General features: G+C 62.5%; 21 protein-coding genes. All 21 read left to right on the top strand.

Going from position 1 to position 16,375, the window contains the following annotated elements; translation table 11 throughout:
- Nucleotides 1-285 precede the first annotated feature (285 nt).
- The 21 genes from CSC70_RS03985 (at nucleotide 286) to CSC70_RS03885 (ending at nucleotide 16,350) form a co-directional block, all read left to right on the top strand.
- Entirely contained in the window at nucleotides 286-648 is a 363-nt protein-coding gene (locus CSC70_RS03985; protein WP_246189321.1) for a hypothetical protein, read from the top strand.
- The gene (locus tag CSC70_RS03980; protein ID WP_162455373.1) at nucleotides 645-2,876 is read left to right on the top strand and encodes an AAA family ATPase; all 2,232 of its coding nucleotides are present in this window, start codon (nucleotides 645-647) and stop codon (nucleotides 2,874-2,876) included. The genes CSC70_RS03985 and CSC70_RS03980 overlap by 4 nt, the downstream gene beginning before the upstream one ends.
- Nucleotides 2,877-3,306: 430 nt before the next feature.
- Entirely contained in the window at nucleotides 3,307-3,777 is a 471-nt protein-coding gene (locus tag CSC70_RS03975; RefSeq protein WP_162455372.1) for a VRR-NUC domain-containing protein, read from the top strand.
- Complete coding sequence (locus CSC70_RS03970) at nucleotides 3,774-3,947, top strand: hypothetical protein (protein WP_162455371.1); 174 nt, start codon at nucleotides 3,774-3,776, stop codon at nucleotides 3,945-3,947. Before CSC70_RS03975 ends, CSC70_RS03970 begins: the two co-directional genes overlap by 4 nt.
- On the top strand, nucleotides 3,940-4,635 hold the full coding sequence (locus tag CSC70_RS03965) for a DnaJ-like cysteine-rich domain-containing protein (RefSeq protein ID WP_162455370.1): 696 nt from the start codon (nucleotides 3,940-3,942) through the stop codon (nucleotides 4,633-4,635). The genes CSC70_RS03970 and CSC70_RS03965 overlap by 8 nt, the downstream gene beginning before the upstream one ends.
- Before the next feature lie 356 nt (nucleotides 4,636-4,991).
- Nucleotides 4,992-5,372, top strand: a complete 381-nt coding sequence (locus CSC70_RS03960) for a dATP/dGTP diphosphohydrolase domain-containing protein (RefSeq protein ID WP_162455369.1) — start codon at nucleotides 4,992-4,994, stop codon at nucleotides 5,370-5,372.
- A gap of 89 nt (nucleotides 5,373-5,461) precedes the next feature.
- Nucleotides 5,462-6,514, top strand: coding sequence for a metallophosphoesterase family protein (locus tag CSC70_RS03955; protein WP_162455368.1), 1,053 nt, complete (start codon nucleotides 5,462-5,464; stop codon nucleotides 6,512-6,514).
- The gene (locus CSC70_RS03950) at nucleotides 6,511-6,918 is read left to right on the top strand and encodes an Ntn hydrolase family protein (protein WP_162455367.1); all 408 of its coding nucleotides are present in this window, start codon (nucleotides 6,511-6,513) and stop codon (nucleotides 6,916-6,918) included. Before CSC70_RS03955 ends, CSC70_RS03950 begins: the two co-directional genes overlap by 4 nt.
- Nucleotides 6,915-7,127, top strand: a complete 213-nt coding sequence (locus tag CSC70_RS03945; RefSeq protein WP_162455366.1) for a hypothetical protein — start codon at nucleotides 6,915-6,917, stop codon at nucleotides 7,125-7,127. The genes CSC70_RS03950 and CSC70_RS03945 overlap by 4 nt, the downstream gene beginning before the upstream one ends.
- Before the next feature lie 9 nt (nucleotides 7,128-7,136).
- Nucleotides 7,137-7,370, top strand: a complete 234-nt coding sequence (locus tag CSC70_RS03940; protein WP_162455365.1) for a holin — start codon at nucleotides 7,137-7,139, stop codon at nucleotides 7,368-7,370.
- Entirely contained in the window at nucleotides 7,367-7,912 is a 546-nt protein-coding gene (locus CSC70_RS03935) for a lysozyme (protein WP_162455364.1), read from the top strand. The genes CSC70_RS03940 and CSC70_RS03935 overlap by 4 nt, the downstream gene beginning before the upstream one ends.
- Complete coding sequence (locus tag CSC70_RS03930; protein ID WP_162455363.1) at nucleotides 7,909-8,364, top strand: DUF2514 family protein; 456 nt, start codon at nucleotides 7,909-7,911, stop codon at nucleotides 8,362-8,364. Before CSC70_RS03935 ends, CSC70_RS03930 begins: the two co-directional genes overlap by 4 nt.
- Nucleotides 8,365-8,786: 422 nt before the next feature.
- Nucleotides 8,787-10,031: a phage terminase large subunit family protein gene (locus tag CSC70_RS03925; protein WP_211369413.1), complete on the top strand. Its 1,245-nt coding sequence runs from the start codon at nucleotides 8,787-8,789 to the stop codon at nucleotides 10,029-10,031.
- Nucleotides 10,028-11,470 (top strand): DUF4055 domain-containing protein, encoded by a 1,443-nt coding sequence (locus CSC70_RS03920; protein ID WP_162455362.1) that lies wholly within the window; start codon nucleotides 10,028-10,030, stop codon nucleotides 11,468-11,470. The genes CSC70_RS03925 and CSC70_RS03920 overlap by 4 nt, the downstream gene beginning before the upstream one ends.
- Nucleotides 11,470-12,531, top strand: a complete 1,062-nt coding sequence (locus CSC70_RS03915; protein WP_162455361.1) for a phage minor head protein — start codon at nucleotides 11,470-11,472, stop codon at nucleotides 12,529-12,531. The genes CSC70_RS03920 and CSC70_RS03915 overlap by 1 nt, the downstream gene beginning before the upstream one ends.
- 132 nt (nucleotides 12,532-12,663) lie before the next feature.
- Nucleotides 12,664-13,299, top strand: coding sequence for a hypothetical protein (locus CSC70_RS03910; RefSeq protein WP_162455360.1), 636 nt, complete (start codon nucleotides 12,664-12,666; stop codon nucleotides 13,297-13,299).
- An 11-nt stretch (nucleotides 13,300-13,310) separates the two neighbouring features.
- A complete protein-coding gene (locus tag CSC70_RS03905) occupies nucleotides 13,311-14,303 on the top strand; it encodes a major capsid protein (RefSeq protein WP_162455359.1) in 993 nt (330 codons plus the stop codon).
- Nucleotides 14,303-15,187: a hypothetical protein gene (locus tag CSC70_RS14580; protein WP_211369412.1), complete on the top strand. Its 885-nt coding sequence runs from the start codon at nucleotides 14,303-14,305 to the stop codon at nucleotides 15,185-15,187. Before CSC70_RS03905 ends, CSC70_RS14580 begins: the two co-directional genes overlap by 1 nt.
- The gene (locus tag CSC70_RS03895) at nucleotides 15,171-15,680 is read left to right on the top strand and encodes a DnaT-like ssDNA-binding protein (protein ID WP_162455357.1); all 510 of its coding nucleotides are present in this window, start codon (nucleotides 15,171-15,173) and stop codon (nucleotides 15,678-15,680) included. Before CSC70_RS14580 ends, CSC70_RS03895 begins: the two co-directional genes overlap by 17 nt.
- Nucleotides 15,681-15,682: 2 nt before the next feature.
- The gene (locus tag CSC70_RS03890) at nucleotides 15,683-16,048 is read left to right on the top strand and encodes a hypothetical protein (RefSeq protein ID WP_162455356.1); all 366 of its coding nucleotides are present in this window, start codon (nucleotides 15,683-15,685) and stop codon (nucleotides 16,046-16,048) included.
- Nucleotides 16,045-16,350, top strand: coding sequence for an HK97 gp10 family phage protein (locus CSC70_RS03885; RefSeq protein WP_162455355.1), 306 nt, complete (start codon nucleotides 16,045-16,047; stop codon nucleotides 16,348-16,350). Before CSC70_RS03890 ends, CSC70_RS03885 begins: the two co-directional genes overlap by 4 nt.
- The last annotated feature ends 25 nt before the right edge of the window (nucleotides 16,351-16,375 follow it).

Below are 16,375 nucleotides of genomic sequence, written 5' to 3'. Positions count from 1 at the left end.
GCTCCGAATTGGCGCGTCGTCTGAAACGTAGCCCTGACTATCTGTGGCAGTTGGGGCAGGGGTGGCGAGGAAAGCGCCCGTCTCCCGAGCTTGCTCAAGCAATCGAGGTTGAGACAGCGACATGGGGGCGGCGATACCGCGTGCGGAAAGCGTCTTTGCGGCCTGATATTTGGGGTTGAACACATAGCAGCTCGTCCTGTTGGGCGGGCTTTTTTTGTACATCCGGACGGTTGTCCCACGCCGTCCCCCGCAGGGGTAACGAGAGTGACAAGCGCACAAATCCCTTTGTTTTACGACACTTACGAGGACGCCATCCGCGACTGCGTGACGGCACTTGGTGGCTTCAAGCAGGTGGGGAACATGCTCTGGCCAGCCATGCCGGCAGACGATGCCGGCCGCAAGCTGGCCGCCTGCCTCAACACCGACAAGCGGGAAAAGCTGGACCTGGGCGAGTTGCGCCTGATCCGGCGCACCGCGCGGCAGTCGGGGGTTCACATCCTGGCCCACTACGAGGCGCGTGACGCCGGCTACACCGAGCCGCAGCCCCTGAACCCGGAGGACGAGGCGGCCCAGCTTCAGCGAGAGTTCGTGTCGGCCGTGAAGGCGCTGGAAGTCCTTCAGAAGCGGATGGCGATTGCTGCGTCGTGATCACGGCCGAACTCGACGCCGACACCCTCCCCGAATCGATGCGTGATGCGCGTCGCTGGCTGGTATGGCGAAGCATTCCCGTCCCTGACAAGAAGCCCCGGAAGGTTCCGTTCTACGCCAACGGCAAGCCCCGGCACGGGCGACTGGACGACGCTGCCGACATTGCGCAACTCGCCTCATTTGTGGACGCCTGCGATGCCTTGGCATCAGGGCAATACACAGGACTCGGGTTTGCCCTTGGGCCCGACGGAACCGGGGGCCATTGGCAGGGGATCGACTTGGATGACCTGCCAAGCCGTCCTGAGCTTGCCCTGTTGGCCGACGACGGACTGCCCGGTTACACCGAGTCCAGTCCGTCAGGAAACGGCCTCCATGCAATCGGGTATGGCCGCCCATTTCCAGCCCTTGGCTCCAACGGATCAGGAATAGAGGCATACAGCGCCGGCCGGTTCTTCACAGTCACGGGCGAGGGCGCAGGGCTTGGCGAACCCATCGACCTGCACGACTACGTGACCAGGACTCTAGCGCCACGCCACGCCCCGAACGCAGCCCCGACTCCGGACAACGTAACCGAGTACATGGACCCTCGCACTGCGGCCGATCTGCGCAGTGCCCTGGCTTCCATGCGGGCGGATGATCGCGACCTATGGGTTGCCAACGGTCAACGGCTCAAGAAACTTGGAGAACGCGGACGCGCCCTGTGGGTCGAGTGGTCGCAGCAGTCCGACAAGTACGATCCGGCCGACGCGGCCCGTGTGTGGGACAGCTTCACGGCCGACCATACCGGCTATCAGGCCGTGTTCGCGGCGGCCAGCCGGCACGGTTGGCTGAATCCACTGTCCGGAGTGGTCCCATCCTCCAGTGCGCCCCCCACGCAGCCGACCGCCATTGTCGCCAGCATCGGTTCCGCACTGGATGAGGCCGCGACTCCGTTCACCGATGCTGAGTTCGACGCCGCTGCCATCCCGCACCCGCACGCCTTCATGGCACCGGACGGAAAGCGCGGCTTGTTCCCGGCTGGCGAGGTTACCGTGCTTGCCGCCCCCGGACGCGAGGGCAAGACGACCGTGATCACGGCCATTGCCAAACACTTCGCGCTTGGCTGGGCGCTGGGCGGCATGGCTCCGGTCGAAGTCGGTAGCGTGATGATTTACTCGGCCGAGGACGACCGCGCCCAGTACGCCCGAAAGGTGCAGGCCCAACGCTCTCGCCTTCCGGCGGACGACGCCGCCCGACTACAGTCCAATATCATCGTCCCCGACCTTCACGGCGAGCTGCTTGCCGGCTGGCGCGAGATTGTGCGGCTGGAAGGCCGGCAACCCGTGCGCGGCCCAATTCTGGCGGCCCTGATCGACACGATCCGGCGCTTGATGGCCCGCGAGTGTCCGCTTGGGCTGGCCATCTTCGAGACGGCCAGCACGCTTTCGGACGCCGAGGAGGACAACGTAGGCCTGCGCGTGCTGGTCTCGGCCCTCAAGCACGTTGCCAAGGTCACCGGCGTGGCCGTCGTACTGACGCACCACACAAGCCAGGAGGCGGCCAAGGCCCTTCCGACGCTTGACCTGTCAGAGTCGGCCTTCCGTGGCGGCACCGCGCTGGTCAACAACGCTCGCCAGACCCTTCTGGCCGTTAACTTGGGGTCGGCCTTCGACCCGTTCCCCGAGGCCGACAGCCGCGAAGTCCTGCGATCACTGGTAGCCCCCGGCGAAAAGGACCGGGTGACCCTGCTGGCATGCCTGTCGTCCTCCAAGTCGGCCGAGCCGGTGCCACTGTTCTTCCGCTGGGATGACGTGGACCCCTATGGCCCCCGCGCGGTAGAGATAAACACTCCGGCCGACCTGTCGGGTAAATCGTGGCGGTCTGTCCATAAGTCGCTCCAGGGGGCCAAGGCGGACGCGGCGGCAGAACGGAAGCTGGAGAAAGAGCAAGCGAATGTGCGCCTGGTCATCCGGGCGGTGGTCGAGCTGTGTGAGGCCAAGGAGTACGCGACCGTCCGAAAGGTATCGAACCGGTGCGGGTTCGGTGCCGATTGGGCCAAGAGCCGTCTCGCTGCGGCCGTCGAGTCCGGCGATCTGGTCCGATCTACCGAGCAAATCCCGCGTGTCAACGGCCTGACTGACGTGTTCAGGCCGGCTGGCGCTACTCGTCCGTGGGACGACTCGTCGGCTCCGTGGAGGAATCGACCTGTCGGTTCCTATTCTGAAAAACCGACAGGTGACTATAAATGATTGATTTTAAAGACAACTCGACCTGTCGGTTCGATTTTCGGCAGAAAGCGCCTTTCCGCACTCCTCCTGAGCGTCCAATCCGGGCCTCGGATTCACTTCCAGGTGGGTCAATCCGGCTACATGTCGGATCACCTGTCGGAAATTCTGGAGAATCCGACACGTCAACGCAAATGATTGATTTTCAAGTGGTTAACCTGTCGGATTACCTGTCGGCAACATGTCGGGCCCCCGAAAGCCGACATGTCGATGGGGAAAAGCGCGCTTTTGTGGCGCTTTCCCCCGATTGTCGGCCGGTTACGGACGGGTCTGACTCACCTGTCGGTTCCTATACCCGTAAGGGCCGACAGGTCGTTCCCGACAGGTCGCCGCCTGTGGATAACCCTGCTGTGAGGGCTCCATACGGATTTGACAGCCTCAGTATGGTGACGCCATGACCTCAGAACACACCGAAGCGGTGGTGTTCATGCGAGCCGTGCGCGGGGCGGAGGATCGCTGGCCCGACCTTCGATGGCTCCATGCGGTGCCGAATGGGGGGCTGCGCAACAAGCGCGTGGCCGCCCAGCTCAAGGCAGAGGGCGTCCGCCCCGGCGTGCCCGATTACCTGTTGCCCGTGCCACGCGGCCCGTTCGTGGGGCTGGCCCTCGAACTCAAGCGCCTGCACGGCGGGCGGGTCAGCCGGGAACAGCACGAATGGCTGGCGCACCTGACCAGCGCGGGATGGGCGACGGCCGTTTGCCACGGCTGGGAGGCGGCATGGGCTTCTGTCGTGGACTACATGGGGCAGGAGCCGCACCAGTCGCTCTGCGCGGGTCGTCCTCCGTTCGAGTGCGGCGAGGGTAGCGGAACACAGGGGCGGGCCTCACAGGCCCGCACAGGGCGAATCAAGAGGGTATCGACATGAACGAGATTCTTTTGGCGGCAGCAGTGGGTGCGGCGTTCGGATTGGGGCGCTGGTCTGGAGTGCGGTCGGCTTACATGGCGCTGGCACGGTTTGCGGTCAGGTCGCCACTGGAATTTCTGGCTTTCGCGCACCGGGCGGTTGCCGCCGGGAGGGGAGTACGCCATGACTAACCCACGCGAACTACTCGCACGCCTGAACCCGACGACGATCCGCTACGACGTTGGCCGGGGCGGGGTCGGGGCGCTGTCGAATCAGGACATTGCCGCCGCGCTGGCGTTTGTGCCGGCGGGCCTGGGCCGTGAGGTACTGGAGGCCTGCTGGTGGCCGGACGGGGCCGCAAGGCGCTCCCACAAGCTCAGGGACGCTGTGTACATGCACGTACAGCCGGAGATTGCGCGGCAAGCCAAGGAGCTATCCGAGGCGCGAATCCACCGGGGCATGCTCCACGCCTGCGCCGGCTGGGCAAACAATCCGGGCGCTGGGCTGCTGCGAGAGCTTGCGGCGGCCGAGGCCAAGGTCGAGGCGATCAAGGCCAGGTGCTGGCCGGTGTCGGCGTTCGAAATGCTGCCGGCGATGTCCAAGGCTGTCATCGACGAGTTGGCCCATCCGAATCAGTGCCCGGACTGCAAGGGTCGCGGACAACTCCGGGCGGGCGAGCTTGTCGTTACCTGTCCGACCTGTGGCGGACGCGGAACGCTGGCAATCTCCGACCGTAAGCGTGCAGCGGCCATCGGGCGGGACAAGGCGACCTACCGCGTGGTGTGGCGGCCCATGTACGAGTGGATGATCCGCGAATTTGGGGACGCCGAGCAGGAAGCCGCGCGGCACCTGTCGGCAGCGTTGCGGGATGCAGCCTGATCGGGGGATTGATGCTCCCCCAGTTTTTGGATGATCGTCGCTACAACGCGCGAGATGGGTAACTGCTCGTGCAACTCCAAGACCGCTGCTAGGCCGAAAGGTAGTAACAGCGGCCCTTCGGACTGATCCACGAAGGTCGATAACAACACCCCCCACGCCTCTCGTCAGACCGGCGCACCATGGGGGGTTCCTATTTCAGCAAGCGTCGAATCCGGCCGGTGGGTAGCTCCTGCTGGCGAGGTCGGGACGAGGGGGGAGCGGAATCCCGCACTGATCCCCGAGTAAACCTTGGGAACCCGGACGTGCCCCGTAGCGCTGCGGGGCTGCTGAAACCTACATCAACGACCAGAGTTCACATGACACTTCCGACAGACGCGGCGGCCAGAAAGTTGATTCCGCTGGCGACCGGCTGCTTGGATTATTTCCCAAATGCTTTGGCCGCCGTAGCAGAGTTATCCGCGATTGGTAACGAGCAGCACAATCCAGGCCAGCCGCTTCATTGGGACCGCAGCAAGTCGGGCGACGAGGCTGATGCGCTGATGCGACACCTTATGCAGCGCGGGACCGTCGATACCGATGGCGTGCGTCATTCTGCCAAGGTGGCGTGGCGTGCGCTGGCGCTTTTGCAGAAGGAAATCGAGGCGGCACTGGTGCATGTGGACGAATCGGATTTTGTCGCCGTGGGTACAGCCGGCCGAATCACCGGGATACGTGTCCGACAGGACACGGGCGACTGATGCAGTGTCCCAAGTGCGGAAGCACACACACGTACAAGAAGGGCAGCGGTCGAGGCGCATGCCACGACTGCAAGAGGACGTTCAACGTCATGCCAGAGCTTGAGCAGCAGTGGGCCGACCGCATTATCGCGGCAGCGAAGGGCGTGGCGCACGAAAGCGACATGGTTCACCCGACGGCACCGGGCTTCAACGTCAAGGGCACGTCCACGCTGTACCGGGAGGACGGCTCCGTTGCGGCTCAATGGGTCAAGACCACAGCCGACGCCGAGGCGCGTCATGCTGCGATGGTCGCGGCAATCGATGCGATGGCGGCAGACCTGCCGAGGGTCAAGCCGAGGAAGGCAAAGGGCGTATTCCGCGACGACCTGCTGACGGTGTATCCAATCGGCGATCCGCACTTTGGCATGTTGTCTTGGCCGGATGAGACTGGCGAGGATTGGAATTTGGATATCGCCCGGCAGGTGCATTGCGACGCGATGTCGGCACTGGTCGCCGCCGCCCCGGCAAGCGAAACCGGGCTGGTCATCAACCTGGGCGACGCGCTGCACTTTGACTCGATGGAGGCAAAGACGCCTCGCAGTGGCCACATGCTCGATGCGGACGGACGCTATGCCCGCGTAGTTGATGTGGCTGTCACGACCATGCGCCAGTGCATCGAGTCGGCGCTGGAGAAACACAAGCACGTGCATGTGATCTGCGTCCCCGGCAATCACGATGAGACGGGCGGGCTTTGGCTCGCGCGAGTGCTGTCAGTCGCCTACGAACGCGAGCCAAGGGTAACGGTAGACAGTTCGCCGGCTGTATTCGCGTATTACAAATTCGGGCGGGTATTGCTCGGGGTCCATCACGGACACACCTGCAAGCCTGACAAGCTGCCGGGGGTCATGGCCGCCGACCGCGCGAAGGATTGGGGCGAGTCAGATCACAGGCATTGGCTGATGGGCCACGTCCATCACGAAAGCCGCAGAGAGTTTGCAGGCGTGACGGTAGAGAGCTTCGGGACACTGGCGGCGCGGGATGCCTACGCCACCAATGGCGGATGGCGATCTGCGCGCCCGATGCAGGCCATCGTGTACCACGCCAAGCATGGGGAGGTTGGCCGCAGCCGCGTCAATGCGGAAATGTTCGCGGAGGCGGCGTGACCACAATCGTGTGGGATGGCAAAACCCTTGCCGCTGATCGTCAGATGGCGGGGTACATGACGACCTGCAAGATATTTCCGATCCCGAACGGCTATCTGGCCGGCGCGGGGACGATGCACCAGTTGATCGAGGTAGCGGCATGGATGCAGGAAGGTAAGGACAAGCCGGCCCTTCCTGAGTCGGAGGATAGCGAGTTCATCGTGATCCGCGGAGACGAGGCTTTTTGGCTGACCTGGCCGTACTTGCGCGAGGTTCGCATCCGCGAGCCATTCGCCGTAATCGGTTCAGGTGCCCAGTTTGCGATTGGTGCACTTGCGATGGGGTCGGACGCAAAGACAGCGGTCAAGATCGCCGCGCAGTTCGACCCGGAGACCGGCGGAGGCATTGACTCGGTAACCCCATGAACATCCGCGAGCTAACCGACGACATCATCGAGGAACTGCACGACGCAGCCTGCGACGGCGATGTCGCCGAGGTTTTTGTCATCTACAAGACGCAAGCGGGCGGGTATCAGGTCGGGGTAGCGGCCGAGGATTTGCTCGCCCTTGTGGACATCGCGCGGCAGACGCTCGCGCATATCGAGGAACGCCGGGAATCCGGCCCATTGCACTGAGGACCGGAAGTGAAGGATCAGGCTGCCGAGGCGACGATAGCCGCCATCGCAAATAAAGCTACGTTCGGAGGGAGTGCTGCCGCAGTAATCGGCGGGCTCACTGCCAGCGACGTGATGACATTCACTGGTGCATTCGTCGCCATCGTCGGCTTGGCGGTCAACTGGATTTACAAGCACCGTGATGACGTTCGCAAGTCGGAGTTGCACAAGGCGCAATTGCGGGATTTGCAGGACGACCAATGAGCCGAGGTCAGGTGGGGACAAAGACCGTTGTAGGCGGCACGGTGGCCGGGGTTGTCCTAGCGTCTGCTGTCCTGATGGGGTTCGTCCAAAAGTGGGAGAGCGGCGGGACTCGGGGGTTAACAGTCTATGCCGACAGACTGGCGGGTGGACTGCCGACCGTGTGCGACGGACTTACAAAGCATGTGACCGACACCCCGATCATCGTTGGCGATGTTTGGACTGACGAGCAATGCGAGGCCGAGGAAAGGGCTGCGATGGTGAAGCATGTACAGCTTCCGCTGATTAACTGTCTTGGCCGCACACCGCCACAGTCGGTGTTTGATGCGCTCTCGTCGCACGCATGGAATTTCGGCGTAAACAAGACCTGCGGAAGCGTTGCTGCGCAGTACGCAAGGCGCGGGGATTACGAGACGGCCTGTGAGCGCATCCCCCGCAACGCTGCCGGAAAGCCTGTATGGAGCAGCGCGGGAGGGAAGTTTGTGCGAGGTCTTTTCAACCGCCGCCTTGATGAGCGGAAGTTGTGCTTGAGGGACGTTCAATGACCAGAATCCTGCTGGCCTGCTTCGCGGCTCTTGCAGTCTGTTTCGGCGTCGTGTCCTGTGATCATGGACGCCAGAAAACCAGCGCAACTGAGGCCAATAATCGCGCCGACGCTGCCGAGGCAAAGGTTATCTCCCTACAAGACGCCCTTGAATCCGAGCGCTCTAGATCAGCAGAGCTAAACGCCGTCGCCGAACAATACGAGAAGGAAAAACAAGATGCGCAAGCCCGCGCTGAAAGTGTTGCTGCTGCTTTGCGTGCAGGCAATCTCCGGCTGCGCCACGAAGTCGCAGCGCTCCACACCGCCCGTCTGTCCGGTGATACCGCCGCTGCCGCCGAGCCTGACCCAGCCGTTGAACGCGGAGCAGAGCTTGTCTCGGATGCTATTGGAGTCGGTGCCGCCTGCGACGCCCGAATCGAAGCCCTAATACAAGCCTACGAGGTGAACCGATGAAAGCCATCCTGATCTGGGTTATCGCCAAGCTGCACAAGCTGCTGCTTGAAACACCAGGCGCTGCAACCCCCGCCCGTTGGGCGGATCGCGCTTTGGGAGTGCTGGAGCGCTAACGTGGCAAAGAGCAGCACCACGTTCCAGAAGGGTAAGTCCGGGAATCCTGGGGGGCGTTCGCCTCGCGTTGGGCCGAATGGGGAGACGGCTGCGCAGTTGGCGCGACTGCACACGGCGGAGGCGATCCAGACCCTTGCTGATGGATTAACCGCGCCGGAGTGGCAGGTGCGCGTCGCCTGCTCGCAGGCGCTACTTGATCGAGGATGGGGAAAGCCTACTGAGTTCGTTGACGCCAAGGTCGAAGGCGCAGGACTTCCAGTGATCCAGATTGTCCGCGCTGCGGAGGCTCCCGAGCGCGAGGACTGATCGTGCGTGTCGAGTTGACTGGCCCGCAGTACGAGTTCGTCACTGCGACGGACCAGTTTCCGGCGATGGTGGCGGGTTTCGGCGCAGGCAAGACGCACGCGGCGATTCTCCGCCTGCTGACGCTGAAATTGCAGTACCCGATCCAGTCGGTTGCGTACTACCTTCCGACGTATGACCTTGTAACGACGATTGCGTGGCCGCGCGTCATGGAAACGCTGGAGTCATGGGGGCTTGGGTACAAACAGAACAAGAACGACAAGATCATCAATGTCGAGGGAGCGGGATCGATCATCTTCCGGACGATGGATGCGCCGGAGCGGATCATCGGCTACGAGGTGGCAGACAGCATTGTCGATGAGTTGGATACGCTGCCTGAGGAAAAGGCAGCGCATGCATGGAACAAGATCATTGCGCGCAACCGGCAGAAAAAGCCGGACGGAAGTCTTAATACTGTAGGCGTTGCGACGACCCCTGAGGGATTTCGATTCGTCTACGACCGATGGGTTCGTCGGGCCGAGTCCGGATATCGAATCATCAAGGCCGGGACGATGAGCAATGCGGCCAATCTTCCGACCGGGTACATCGACAGCCTGCGGACCACGTACCCGCCGCAGTTGTTGGCCGCCTACTTGGATGGAGAGTTCGTCAACCTCGTGGCCGGGTCCGTGTATCCGGAGTTCGACCGGGCGGCAAATGCGAGTGCTGAGCGCATCAAGGAAGGCGAGGCGCTGCACGTCGGGATGGACTTCAACGTAGGCAAAATGTCGGCGGTTATCCACGTACTGCGCGGAGACGATCCGCATGCGGTCGTCGAGCATACCGGAGTGCTTGATACGCCAGCAATGGCTGCGTTGCTGAGCCGAGAGCATGAGGGGCACAAGATCATCGTGTATCCGGACGCCAGCGGAGCGAGTCGCAAGAGCAACAACGCGAGTGAGTCTGACTTGGCGATCTTGCGAAAGGCCGGATTCGGCGTCCGCGTGAATCCGTCGAACCCGCGTGTGAAAGACCGTGTGCTGTCAGTCAACAAGATGATTTGCTCGGACGGCGCAAGGCGCTACCGGGTGAATCCAGAGGGGTGCCCCGATTTGGTCGAGTCACTGGAAAAGCAGGCTTACGACAAGCACGGCGAGCCTGACAAGTCGGGCGGGCTGGATCATGTGATCGACGCCGCCGGGTACTTCATTGCCTACCGATACCCCATCAAGAAACCCGCCACCGCAATCAAAATTGGATTTGCCGCATGAGCGTTGAATTTATCCGTCCCGAGGCTAAAGATAAGCGTGCGCAGTGGAAACTCGTGCAAGATGCCGTCTCAGGGTCAGATGCGGTCAAGACATCCGACTACATCATCCAAGTGAATCCGACCGACCTGTCGCCTGAGAACACAACTCGGAACGATCAGCGCAGGCGGCGGGCGGTATACACAAATGCCACCGGGCGCACGCTGTCGGCAATGATCGGTATCGCGTTCGGGAAATCACCAGAGGTCAAGTGTCCGTCAGGATTGGATTTCCTAAAGAGCGACGTTGACGGTTCCGGCGTCGGGATCATCAATCAGTCGCAGTCCACGGTATCCAATGTCTTGCAGACCGGGCGATCCGGCCTGCTAGTGGATTACCCGAAGTCAGACGGTGAAATGGTCGCCATCGATGCCGAGCGTATGGGCGTGCGGCCGACAATTTCCCTGTACGACGCAAACTCAATCATGAACTGGCGCACCGAGAAGATGGGCGCACGTAACATGCTGACGCTCGTCGTGCTGCGTGAGTCATACGAGGAATGGAGCGATTTTGAGGTAAGCAGCAAGACGCAGTATCGGGTGCTGCGCATGGACGGAGGCGTGTATGTGCAGGAGGTATGGCAGGAGTCTAACAGCGGCGGCTGGGTTGTCGTAGAGAAAAGGCGGCCAGTCATCAAGGGCAGTAAGCCGTGGTCGGAAATCCCGTTCACCTTCATCGGAGCCACGAATAACGACGTGCTTCCGGATCAGCCGCCGCTGTATGACCTTGCGACCCTGAACATTGCGCACCTGAACAACAGCGCCGACCATGAGGAATCACTGTTCTTCGCGGGGCAGGCGATGTATTGGGTTAGCGGCGCGGATGCGGATTGGGCCGAAGAAATGCAGAAGTCCGGTGTGTACGTCGGCAGCCGGAGCATTCTTCCGGTTCCGTCCGGCGGGCAGGCGGGGCTGTTGCAGGCTCAGGCGGTATCCGGGTTGTCAGAGGAAATGCAGCACAAAGTCGATCTGATGGGGATGCTTGGGGCAAAGCTGATCGCCCCCGGCGAGGCCAACCGTACCGCCACCGAGGCCGCAGCGAACGACAAATCCAGCAACAGCATCCTGTCCATCGTCTGCGACAACGTGAGCGACGCCTACCGGACCGCCCTTGGTTGGGTGGCACAGTTCGCTGGCGTAGCGGCGACACCCGAGAATCTTGACTTCACCATCGGGACCGAGTTCTCCGGCGTGCAGTTCGACGCGCAGCAGATGGGGCAGGCTCTGGCGGCGGTGCAGTCTGGCAAGCTGCCGGAATCCGATTTCTGGACGTACTGCCGCGCTATCGGGCTGATCGCGGCTGACAAGTCGGATGACGACATCCGCGACGAGCTTGAGACGCAGGGCGGCGGGGTCGAGCTTGATCCGATTGAGCCGGGTGTCGACCCTGCGCAGGCTGAGTAATGGCACAGGCCAATCTCGCCTTTGCCGACGACCTGACCCGGCATGCGGTCTATATCGAGCGCCTGAAATCCGGCCAGGTCCGCAAGTTCGCCCCGTTCCTGCGCGAGATCGATCGCAGGCTGCGCGAGATACTGACGCGCGGCGGACTGACGGCCATTGAACATGCTCGCATGGAGGCCATGTTGCGCGAGGTGGATGGCGTACTGGCGGCAACCCTGTCGAAGTACACCGGGGCGCTGGACGACGACCTGCGGGCGCTGGCAGCCTATGAGGGCGAGTTTGTCGGCGGGATGCTGGCCGAGCATGGGTATCGGGCCAATGTGCCGACCGCAGGTCAGTTGTGGACAGCGGCCAGTTCCCAGCCGCTGGCGGCCGGCAAAGGGAAGTTGCTGGCCGGGTTCATCGGCGAATGGTCGCAGGCTGAGCGTGAGCGTGTCGCCGGGGCTATCCGTCTCGGTGTGGCCGAGGGGCAGACCACGGCGCAGATCGTGCAGGCGGTACGCGGCACGAAAGCGGCGGGGTACGCCGATGGCGTACTGGCGATATCTGCACGCAAAACCGAAGCCGTGGTACGGACGGCGGTTGCTCATGTTAGCGCCTCGGCGCGGCATGAGACCTACGCCGACAATGCCGACATCCTGGCCGGGTATATGTGGTCCGCCACGCTTGACCAGCGCACCAGCGACACATGCAGGGCGCTGGACGGCCGTATCTTCCAGTTCGGAAATGGGCCGCTGCCGCCGGCTCACGTCAATTGCCGATCCAGCACAACCCCGGTCCTGAAAGACGAGTGGAAGGCGCTGACGAAAGGGGCCAAGCGTTCGAGCATGGATGGCCCGGTAGATGCCGGGACGACCTACTACGACTGGCTCAAGCGCCAGCCGGCCGCATTTCAGGATGAGGTAATCGGTCCGACCCGAGGAAAGCTGCTGCGGGACGGCGGGCTGTCGTCCAAGCGATTCGCCGAATTGCAGCTTGACCGACGTTGGCAACCGCTGACGCTGGAGGAAATGAGGCGGCTGGAACCTAAGGCGTTCAAGCGGGCCGGGTTGGGGGATTGAAGCTCCCCCGGATTATTCGACATCGTTACCAGCATCGCGCGTGCCCGGTCGTGCCGGGGCGAGCAAGCAGGGTCGCCAGTGGCGGCCCATTCTTTTGGCCTGCGGCCGTAACCCGTCCAGAGGACATTATCCGTGACTGACGTTGACCTGACTGCGCCTGAGGTGCAGGCGGCGATTGATGCTGCCGTACAGAAAGCTACTGCCCCCCTGCTTGCCAAGCGTGACGAACTGCTTGGCGAGGTGAAGAAGCTCCGCAAACAAACGGAAATCGATCCGGCCGACCTTGAAAAAGTCGAGTCAGAGCGAGACGACCTGAAAGCGAAGCTCGCTGATGCAACCAAAGCGCTATCCAAGGCGACCAAGGCTGCGGAGGATGCCACCAAGCAGGCGGCAGAAACTGATGCGGCATATCGAAAATCCCTAGCCGACACGGCTCTTACCGAAGCGCTGACCAAGGCCGGCGTGACCAATCCCGTACACCTGAAAGCAGTCAAAGCGCTGCTCGGCGGCGCGGTATCGGTTGCGGACGACAACGGTACGCAGGTGGTCAAGGCCGGCGACAAGGCGCTGGGCGACTTCATCACGGAATGGGCCGGGACTGACGAGGGCAAGCACTTCGTCATTAACGGTGCAAGCGGCGGCGGCGCACCCGGTTCACAGGGTGGCGGCGGCGGCGAACAACTCAAGCGGTCGTCCATGAGTCATGTCCAGAAGGCGGAATACGTCTCCAAGCATGGTCAGGACGCCTTCATGAAATTACCTGACTAGAGGTTAAAGAAATGGCTACCACTCTCCCCACTGATACCAAGTTCCGCGACCCGTTCTTCCAGAGCGGCTACAGCGAAGTTATTGCGCAGGCGGTTGACAAGTTCAACGCTGGCAGCAACGGCACCATTCGCCTGACCAGCAACCGCAAGCCCGGTGACTACGATTATGCTGCGTTCTTCAAGAACGCGGGCGGCCTCGTTTCTCGCCAGGATCAGACCAGCGTCGCCATCGCGTCCGGCATCAAGCTGTCGCAGGACGAGTACGCCGCCATCAAGCTGAATCGCAAGATCGGCCCGGTGGAATGGACCCGTTCGGCGTTCTTGAAGCCCGGATTGTCGCAGGACGCTATCCGCGTCGCTGCCGGTGAGCAGGTCGCCAAGGACGTACTGGCGGACATGCTGAACAACGCCATCCGCGCCGGCCGCGCCGCGCTCAGTGGCAACGCTGCCAACAAGTTCACCGTCCCGACCAATGGAACGATGGCGACCACTTCGCTTGTGTCCGGTCTCGCCTTGTACGGCGATGCCGCCTCGCGGATCGACGCTTGGGTGATGCACTCCAAGGTCGCGTTTGACCTGTTGCAGTACCAGATCGCCCCGAGCAACAACGGCGACGTGGTTGCGAACACGGCGGTTGTGGCGGCGTCTCCGCTGACCCTGAATCGTCCGATCATCGTCACCGATTCGGACGCGCTTGCGGTAACGACCGGTTCTGGAACTGCTGCGGTGACCGACTACTTCACGCTTGGCCTGAGCGCCGACGCGCTGCGAGTGGAGGACACCGAGGAAGAGCATGTAGTGATTCAGGAAGTCACCGGACTGGAACAACTCCTGATCCGCATGCAGGGCGAGTTCGCCTACAACGTCGGCATCAAGGGCTTCACCTGGGATGTCAGCAACGGCGGCAAGAACCCGTCTGACTCGGCGCTCGGCACCAGCGACTATTGGGACAAGGTATTCACGTCCCACAAGGACCTGGCCGGCGTGGTGATCCAGTCGCGCTAATGCGGGTAGGGGTATACGCCCGCAGTGACAACCTTGAGGCCGGGGCATTTCGCTCCGGCCTCTTGGCTTTAGGGCATCGTCCGCACTGGCGGTCAGTATCAGATTACGGGCAAGGCCAGGTAGAGCAGTTCGAAGTTGTTGTCGTTTCCGGGGTCCGCGACAAGGGCGGGCAGGTCTGCCGAGACTATACGGAGGCCGGCATCCAAGTTGTGGTAATCGACTACGGCTACCTTGATCGGGTGTCAGGTGTCGATACGTGGGAAACAGGACATTGGCAGGTAGGGCTAGGCGGGCTGAACCGCATCCCTAGCTTCGAATGCCCTGGCGACAGATTCGACGCACTTGGGGTCAAGCTCATGCCGGCCAAGGCTGGCGGCAGACCGCTTGTCTTGGGCCAGCATGTAGGCGATCCGTCGCATGGGTACACCGAATGCGGGATGGCTGCGTGGGCGCAGTCCAAGTGCGATGAGCATGGCGCTGTATTCCGGCCGCACCCGCACAGCCCCGGCGTGAAGGTTGATGCCGACCAGTCAGTCGGGCCGCTGGCCGATGCGCTATCGGCGGCGAGCGTCGTGTACACGCTTTGCAGCACTGGCGGACTTGAGGCGATGATCGCGGGGGTTCCGGCGGTTGCTGATCTTCCGGACAGGGCTTGCTGGGGCGAGCTTTCCGGGCCGGCGCTACCGAGCCGAGCCGCGCTGCGCGCATTGTGCGCACGCATTGCCTACGGCCAGTGGACGCTCGATGAAATGCGTAGCGGCCAGTGCGTAGATTTTGTACTGAATCACCTGATCCCCGGTATTGGGGTTGCAATGCCCGCCGTGCGGGCGCAGCCTGACCGGCCCGCCAAGAATAGGAGGCGCAAGCGTGGCACTGACCATTGAGGACGGAACCGGCGTAACCGGGGCCGACAGCTACGCCACTGCCGCCGAACTGGCCGACCGGGCAGCCGCCTACGGCTGGACGATCCCGGCAACTGAATCCGAGCAGGAAGTCTTGCTGAGGCGCGCTGCTGAGGCCATGAACGGCTTGGACTGGAAGGGCAGCCGGAAGGGTGGGGCATCACAGTCGATGGCGTGGCCGCGTACTGGCGTCGCCGTCGATGGCGAAATTCTGGCGGACGACTACATTCCGGCCCCGATCCTGTACGGCCAGATGGCGCTTGCGGCTGAAATCCACGCTGACGACATAGACCCGCCGGAGGCCCGCAAGGGCGCGGTGACAAAAGAAAAAGTGGACGTACTGGAAGTCGAGTACGCGACCGTCGAGAACAGCGGGAAGCTGATGCGCGCCGCGCCGGATCGTCCGTCGCAGGTGCAGTTCGCAGATTACCTTGCGCGTCGTGGTCTGTACGCGCTGAGCGTAACTCGGGCCTGACAATGGCATTCGATTATCCGGCCAGCGCAGCGACTGCCGCCGCGCTGCTGGACACGTTCGGCCAGACGGTCACCCTGTCGCGCGTTGTTCCGGGCGGATACGACCCGGCGACCGGGACGGTATCCCCGGATACGGTGCAGTCGCAGACCTGCAAGGCTGCGATCCTGCCGTACCGCGACGGCGATTATCTGGATGGGACGGTAAAGGCTGGCGACCGCAAGGCGCTGATCGAGCCGAACCTGTCATGGGCCCCTGACGCCACCACTAAGTTGACCGAGGTCAGCGGCTCCGTGTGGCAGCTTGAGGCCGTGACCGAGGTTGCGCCGGCCGGCGTGCCGGTGCTGTACAAGGCCAACGCGACGCGATGAGCAGTTTCGCTGTTGACGTAGGCAAGTGGGCTATTAAGTCTGAAAAGGCGGTTGACCAGACCGTCCGCGCCATCACCTTCGCACTGTTTTCCGAAGTTATCGACAGCACGCCTGTCGATACGGGCCGCCTGAAAGGCAACTGGCAGGTATCGGTCGGAAGTCCTGCCAGCGGCACGCTGACCACGACCGATGAGTCAGGGGCCAAGACGAAAGCCAACATCCTTGTCGGGATGGGTGGGTGGGTGTCTCTTATACCCATCTTACTCTGCCGACCCATCGCGAGATATAGAGGTGGTAGGTAGCCGCATTATATCAACAATAATAGTG

The organism is Pseudoxanthomonas kalamensis DSM 18571 (genome assembly GCF_010211745.1).
Lineage (GTDB): Bacteria > Pseudomonadota > Gammaproteobacteria > Xanthomonadales > Xanthomonadaceae > Pseudoxanthomonas_A > Pseudoxanthomonas_A kalamensis.
This window is presented reverse-complemented; position numbering and strand designations above follow the sequence as displayed.

What these genes read in the sequence shown, in the direction of transcription:
- CSC70_RS03975 (WP_162455372.1), top strand. Translation starts at nt 3,307, where the DNA reads ATGACCTCAGAACACACCGAAGCGGTGGTGTTCATGCGAGCCGTGCGC.
- CSC70_RS03970 (WP_162455371.1), top strand. Translation starts at nt 3,774, where the DNA reads ATGAACGAGATTCTTTTGGCGGCAGCAGTGGGTGCGGCGTTCGGATTG.
- CSC70_RS03965 (WP_162455370.1), top strand. Translation starts at nt 3,940, where the DNA reads ATGACTAACCCACGCGAACTACTCGCACGCCTGAACCCGACGACGATC.
- CSC70_RS03960 (WP_162455369.1), top strand. Translation starts at nt 4,992, where the DNA reads ATGACACTTCCGACAGACGCGGCGGCCAGAAAGTTGATTCCGCTGGCG.
- CSC70_RS03955 (WP_162455368.1), top strand. Translation starts at nt 5,462, where the DNA reads ATGCCAGAGCTTGAGCAGCAGTGGGCCGACCGCATTATCGCGGCAGCG.
- CSC70_RS03945 (WP_162455366.1), top strand. Translation starts at nt 6,915, where the DNA reads ATGAACATCCGCGAGCTAACCGACGACATCATCGAGGAACTGCACGAC.
- CSC70_RS03935 (WP_162455364.1), top strand. Translation starts at nt 7,367, where the DNA reads ATGAGCCGAGGTCAGGTGGGGACAAAGACCGTTGTAGGCGGCACGGTG.
- CSC70_RS03930 (WP_162455363.1), top strand. Translation starts at nt 7,909, where the DNA reads ATGACCAGAATCCTGCTGGCCTGCTTCGCGGCTCTTGCAGTCTGTTTC.
- CSC70_RS03920 (WP_162455362.1), top strand. Translation starts at nt 10,028, where the DNA reads ATGAGCGTTGAATTTATCCGTCCCGAGGCTAAAGATAAGCGTGCGCAG.
- CSC70_RS03915 (WP_162455361.1), top strand. Translation starts at nt 11,470, where the DNA reads ATGGCACAGGCCAATCTCGCCTTTGCCGACGACCTGACCCGGCATGCG.
- CSC70_RS03905 (WP_162455359.1), top strand. Translation starts at nt 13,311, where the DNA reads ATGGCTACCACTCTCCCCACTGATACCAAGTTCCGCGACCCGTTCTTC.
- CSC70_RS14580 (WP_211369412.1), top strand. Translation starts at nt 14,303, where the DNA reads ATGCGGGTAGGGGTATACGCCCGCAGTGACAACCTTGAGGCCGGGGCA.
- CSC70_RS03890 (WP_162455356.1), top strand. Translation starts at nt 15,683, where the DNA reads ATGGCATTCGATTATCCGGCCAGCGCAGCGACTGCCGCCGCGCTGCTG.
- CSC70_RS03885 (WP_162455355.1), top strand. Translation starts at nt 16,045, where the DNA reads ATGAGCAGTTTCGCTGTTGACGTAGGCAAGTGGGCTATTAAGTCTGAA.